Annotated in this window: 4 protein-coding genes; 1 reads left to right on the forward strand and 3 read right to left on the reverse strand. The window is 70.5% G+C overall.

Features of this window, described 5'->3' with window-relative positions; all coding sequences use genetic code 11:
- A partial coding sequence (locus ACTHMF_RS09505; RefSeq protein WP_440317238.1) for an alanine racemase C-terminal domain-containing protein occupies window positions 1-706 on the reverse strand: 706 nt, incomplete at its 3' end.
- A gap of 60 nt (window positions 707-766) precedes the next feature.
- A complete protein-coding gene (locus tag ACTHMF_RS09510; protein WP_314147916.1) occupies window positions 767-1,003 on the reverse strand; it encodes a DUF7455 domain-containing protein in 237 nt (78 codons plus the stop codon).
- Between the two features lie 213 nt (window positions 1,004-1,216).
- On the opposite strand from ACTHMF_RS09510, the gene ACTHMF_RS09515 reads away from it, so the two are divergent.
- Window positions 1,217-3,301, forward strand: coding sequence for a DNA gyrase/topoisomerase IV subunit B (locus tag ACTHMF_RS09515; RefSeq protein WP_314147917.1), 2,085 nt, complete (start codon window positions 1,217-1,219; stop codon window positions 3,299-3,301).
- Between the two features lie 109 nt (window positions 3,302-3,410).
- On the opposite strand, the gene ACTHMF_RS09520 is transcribed toward ACTHMF_RS09515, so the two are convergent.
- A partial coding sequence (locus tag ACTHMF_RS09520) for a DNA gyrase/topoisomerase IV subunit A (protein WP_440317239.1) occupies window positions 3,411-5,597 on the reverse strand: 2,187 nt, incomplete at its 5' end.

The following is a 5,597-nucleotide window of genomic DNA, read 5'->3' on the forward strand; positions in this document are numbered from 1 at the left end:
CCGTGGGACTTGGGGCGGCCCTCTCTTCCCCGGGGGCGTGGGGGCGCCGGCGCGTGGTGGTTTTGCGGGGGGCGGCCCCCCCGCGCGCGTCCGCCCAGTCCAGGACGGTGGGCTCGCCGCGGCTGCCGTCGCCGAAGACCACGACCGGGTCGCCCAGCCCGGCCGTCGCGTCGCCGATGTCGACGACGAACTGGTCCATCGCGATCCGCCCGGTGATCCGGCCGCGCGTGTCGCCGACCTGAACGGGCCCGCGATTGGATGCGACGCGCAGGATGCCGTCGGCGTAGCCGAGCGCGACCAGGACGAGCGTCGTGGGGTGCTCCGTGCGGTAGGTGTAGCCGTAGGAGACGCCGCGGCCGGCCTCGATGCGCTTGACCGCGACGATCTCGGCCTCGAGCCGCATCGCCGCCGGCGCGGGCCGGGCGGGGTCGAGCCCGAACAGCTCCGGGCCGATCAGGGGTCCGTCGGCGGGATCGCCGACGATGACCCGGGTCGGGATGCCGTCGTCGGCGAGAGCCGCGGCGTCCTCGATCCTGGACACGAGAAAACCGCCGACCCCCGCGTCGGTCAGCGTGCGGGCGACGGGGATGAGCCCGTGTCCGTACGCGTCCGCGCGGAGATCGGCGGTGCAGTCGGGGAGCGGTGACGTGGAGGCGAGTGCGGTGGAACGAATGACGTCCAGGTCGACGAAGGCGCGCCTGTGCACGCCCCTGCTCGATCTCATCCTGTCGTCAGCCGGTCCGTCGGTTTTCGCCGTCCGGAGCCGCTAGGCGCGCTGCTCTTCGAAGAGACGAGCGGTCTCGTCGTGCCAGCTGTGCGCGATCTGCGACAGCTTCTCCTGGTGCTTCTTGCCGTGGTGGGCGCAGAACAGCAGTTCGCCGTTGTTCACGACGACCCGGATGTATGCCTGGGCTCCACAGCTGTCGCAGCGGTCCGCAGCCGTCAGTTGCGGCCCCGATGCGAGCTCGTCAACAGCACCGTTCTCCGAGGTGATCGTCGACATGAGATGCTCCTTTCCGTCGCAACCGAAGGTCTTCGGTACATCTATAGAACCACGTAATCCCGTCAGCGAGGCGCGGATCGGCTGCTATTTCGCTCAACGCGTAGGAAGCGCCCGGCCTGGGTGTCGGTGACGTATGCTGCCGCGCCCGCCACGTACGCTGGTCTCGGCGGTGCGTCCCGAATGCGTATCGCGCAAGGAAGGTGAGGACCGCCCGTGGCGAGCTCGGACTACTCCGCCAGACACCTCTCGGTGCTGGAGGGACTGGAGGCGGTGCGCAAGCGCCCCGGCATGTACATCGGCTCGACGGACTCGCGCGGCCTCATGCACTGCCTCTGGGAGATCATCGACAACTCGGTCGACGAGGCGCTCGCCGGCCACGGCACCGACATCGACGTGATCCTGCACCCGGACGACAGCGTGGAGGTGCGCGACCGTGCCCGCGGCATCCCGGTCGACGTGGAACCCAAGACGGGCCTGACAGGCGTCGAGGTCGTCTTCACCAAGCTGCACGCCGGCGGCAAGTTCGGCAGCGGCTCGTACGCCGCCTCCGGCGGCCTGCACGGTGTCGGCGCGTCCGTCGTCAACGCGCTCTCCGAGCGGCTCGACGTCGAGGTCGACCGCGACGGCAAGACCTACGCGATGTCGTTCCACCGCGGCGAGCCTGGCATCTTCGAGGACGGCACGAAGGACCCGAGCCCGGACGCGGCGTTCTCGCCGTTCGTCAGCGGCAGCGAGCTGCGCGTTGTCGGCAAGGTCAAGCGCGGCGTCACCGGAACGCGCATCCGCTACTGGGCCGATCGCCAGATCTTCACCAAGGGCGCTGCCTTCTCGGTCGAGGACCTGATCGGCCGCGCCCGCCAGACGGCGTTCCTCGTCCCCGGCCTCGGCATCACCATCGACGACAAGCGCAGCCCGGAGGGCGAGACGACGACGTTCCGCTACGAGGGCGGCATCTCGGAGTTCGTCGACTTCCTCGCGCCGGACAGCCCGATCACCGAGACCTGGCGGCTGACCGGCGACGGCCACTTCACCGAGACGGTTCCCGTGCTCTCCGACAGCGGCGCAATGGTGCCCACGGAGCTGCGACGCGACTGCCAGGTCGACATCGCGCTGCGCTGGGGGACGGGCTACGACACGGTGATGCGCTCGTTCGTGAACATCATCGCCACGCCGAAGGGCGGCAGCCACCAGGCGGGCTTCGACCAGGGGCTGCTGAAGTTCCTCCGCCAGCAGGTGGAGCTGAACGCCAGGCGGCTGAAGGCCGGCAACGACAAGCTGGAGAAGGACGACGTGATGGCGGGGCTCACGGCCGTGCTCACGGTGCGCCTGCCAGAGCCGCAGTTCGAGGGCCAGACCAAGGAGGTGCTCGGCACCCCCGCCGTCCGCGCGATCGTGGCGAACGTCGTCCAGAAGGCGATGGCGGAGCGCTTCGGCTCGTCCAAGCGCGACGACAAGGCCCAGTCGGCGCTCGTGCTCGACAAGGTCGTCGCCGAGATGAAGTCGCGCATCTCCGCTCGCGCGCACAAGGAGACCCAGCGCAGGAAGAACGCGCTGGAGACCTCATCGCTCCCTGCGAAGCTGGTGGACTGCCGGTCGAGCGATGTCGCCAACAGCGAGCTGTTCATCGTGGAGGGGGACTCGGCGCTCGGCACCGCCCGGCGCGCCCGCGACAGCGAGTACCAGGCGCTGCTGCCGATCCGCGGCAAGATCCTCAACGTCCAGAAGGCGTCCGTCTCGGACATGCTGTCGAACGCGGAGTGCGCCGCGATCATCCAGGTGATCGGCGCCGGCTCGGGTCGCTCGTTCGACCTGTCCTCTGCCCGCTATGGCAAGGTCATCATCATGTCGGACGCGGATGTGGACGGTGCGCACATCCGCACCCTGCTGCTGACGCTGTTCTTCCGGTACATGCGCCCGATGATCGAGGAGGGCCGCGTCTTCGCCGCTGTGCCCCCGCTGCACCGCGTGATCGTGGTCAACCCGGGCTCGAAGCCGAACGAGACGATCTACACGTACTCGGAGGCGGAGCTGCAGGCGGTGCTGGCCGACCTGAAGAAGCGCGGCAAGAAGTACCAGGAGCCCATCCAGCGCTACAAGGGCCTCGGCGAGATGGACGCGGACCAGCTGGCGACCACGACGATGGACCGCAAGCACCGGACGCTGCGCCGGGTCCGCGTTCCCGACGCGGAGGCGGCGAGCCGCGTGTTCGAGCTGCTGATGGGCAACGAGGTCGCCCCGCGCAAGGAGTTCATCATCGCGGGTGCCGACGACCTGAGCCGGGCGCGCATCGACGCGTAGCAGCGCCGTCGGAAAGGGAGGAGCGCTGCGCCGAATCCCTCGTTGACGCAGGAAAGGGAGGAGATCCCGGGCCCGTTGGCCGGGATGTCCTCCCTTTCGTGTGAGGCGTTCAGCCGATGCGGCGGCCGACCGAGCCGACGACCATGTCGAGCGGGGTGCCGGAGCCGTCGCGGCGGGCGCCGCCCTCCGGCAGCACGCGCGCGGCGCCGTCCGGGCCGACCGCGTGCGCGGGCGCGGGACCGGCCCACGCGAGGGCCAGCTCCGTCTCGCCCTTGAGGAAGCGCTGCGAGCGGACGCCGCCGGTCGCGCGGCCCTTGGCGGGGAACTCCGCGTAGTCGCTCACCTTGCCGCTGCCGGGGTCGGCGCCGGGGAGGGTCTGGTCGCTCACCGCGACGGTCACGACGACGGCCTCCTCCCGCTCGGCGGCGGTCACCGCACCGAAGAAGATCACGCGCGCGTCCGCGCCGAGGTTGATACCCGCCATCCCGCCGGCCGCCCGGCCCTGCGGGCGCACCGACGACGCCGGGAAGCGCAGCAGCTGGCTGTCGCTGGCGACGAACACCAGGTCGTCGCCGTCCTCGCCCTGCACTGCGCCGACGACCTCGTCGCCCGCCTTCAGCGCGATGATCTCGAACTCCGGCTTGTTCGCCCAGTCGCCGGGGGTGACCCGTTTGACGACGCCCTGCCGGGTGCCGAGCGCGATCGGGCGCGGCGCGTCCAGGGAGACGATCGCGAGGATGCGCTCCTTCTTGTCCGCAAGCGCCACGTAGTCTCCCACCTTGACGCCGGCGCCCAGCTGGATGGAGTTCACGGGAGCCGCGGGCAGGTCGACGGGGGAGAACCGGATCAGCCGGCCCTTGTTCGTGACGGCGCCGATCTCGCTGCGGCTGGTGGTGTCCAGCTGCGAGAGGATCGCGTCGTGCTTGCTGCGCCGCGCGGGCGGCTGGATGCGGTCGAGTCCCGCATCCTCGCCGGCGCCGGCGTCGACCCGCAGGATGCGGCCGGTCGTGGAGAGGAACACGCGGCAGGGGACGTCCGCGACCTCCAGCTGCACCGTCATCGCCTTGCCGCGCGACGCTCCCGCGATCGACGGCTTCGCCTCGGTCAGCAGCGTGCGGCGCGGCGTTCCGAACTTCGCGGCCACGTGCTCCAGCTCGTCCGAGACGAGCTGCTCGATGCGCGTGCGGCTGGCGAGGATGGCCTCCAGCTCCTCGATCTCGGCGCGCAGCTGGTCGCGCTCGGTCTCGAGCTCGATCCGCGAGAACTTGGTGAGGCGGCGCAGCCGCAGCTCCAGGATGTAGTCGGCCTGCAGCGTGCTGAGGTCGAACACCTGCTGCAAGCGGGTGCGGGCCATGTCGGTGTCGTCGGAGGTGCGGATGACCTGGATGACCTCGTCGATGTCCAGGATCGCGATGAGCAGGCCCTCGACGAGGTGCAGGCGCTCCTTGCGCCGCGCGAGCCGGAACTCGGAGCGGCGGGTGACGACGCGGATGCGGTGGTCGAGGTAGACGCGCAGCAGCTCGCGCAGGCCGAGCGTCTGCGGGCCGCCCTCGACCAGCGCGACGTTGTTGATCGCGAAGCCCTCCTCCAGCGGCGTGTGCCGGTAGAGCTGCTCGAGCACCGCGTCCGGGCTGAAGCCGGTCTTGATGCCGATGACCAGGCGCAGGCCGTGCTGCCGGTCGGAGAGGTCGGTGACGTCGGAGATGCCGTTCAGCTTCTTCGCGTTGACGCCGTCCTTGATCTTCTCGATCACCTTCTCCGGGCCGACCATGTAGGGCAGCTCCGTGACGATCAGGCCGCTCTTGCGCGCCGTGATCGACTCGACGGCGACCTTCGCGCGCATCCGGAAGCTGCCGCGGCCGGTCGCGTAGGCGTCGCGGACGCCGGCGAGGCCGGCGATGGTGCCGCCGCGGGGCAGGTCGGGGCCGGGGACGTACGCCATCAGGTCGTCGAGGGTCGCGTCCGGGTTCTCGAGCAGGTGGCGAGCAGCGCCGACGACCTCGATGAGGTTGTGCGGCGCCATGTTCGTGGCCATGCCGACGGCGATGCCGCTCGCGCCGTTGACCAGCAGGTTCGGGAACGCGGCGGGCAGCACGTCCGGCTGCAGCAACTGGTTGTCGTAGTTCGGGACGAAGTCGACGACGTCCTCGTCCAGGTCCTCGGTCATCGCGAGGGCGGCGGCGGCCAGTCGCGCCTCCGTGTAGCGCGCCGCCGCGGGGCCATCGTCGAGCGAGCCGAAGTTGCCGTGGCCGTCGACCAGCGGGACGCGCAGGGTGAAGTCCTGCGCCATGCGCAC

The sequence above is a fragment of the Leifsonia sp. genome (genome assembly GCF_051955155.1).
GTDB lineage: Bacteria > Actinomycetota > Actinomycetes > Actinomycetales > Microbacteriaceae > Leifsonia.

Coding starts and splice junctions, on each gene's coding strand:
- ACTHMF_RS09510 (WP_314147916.1), bottom strand. CDS start 1,003: ATGTCGACGATCACCTCGGAGAACGGTGCTGTTGACGAGCTCGCATCG.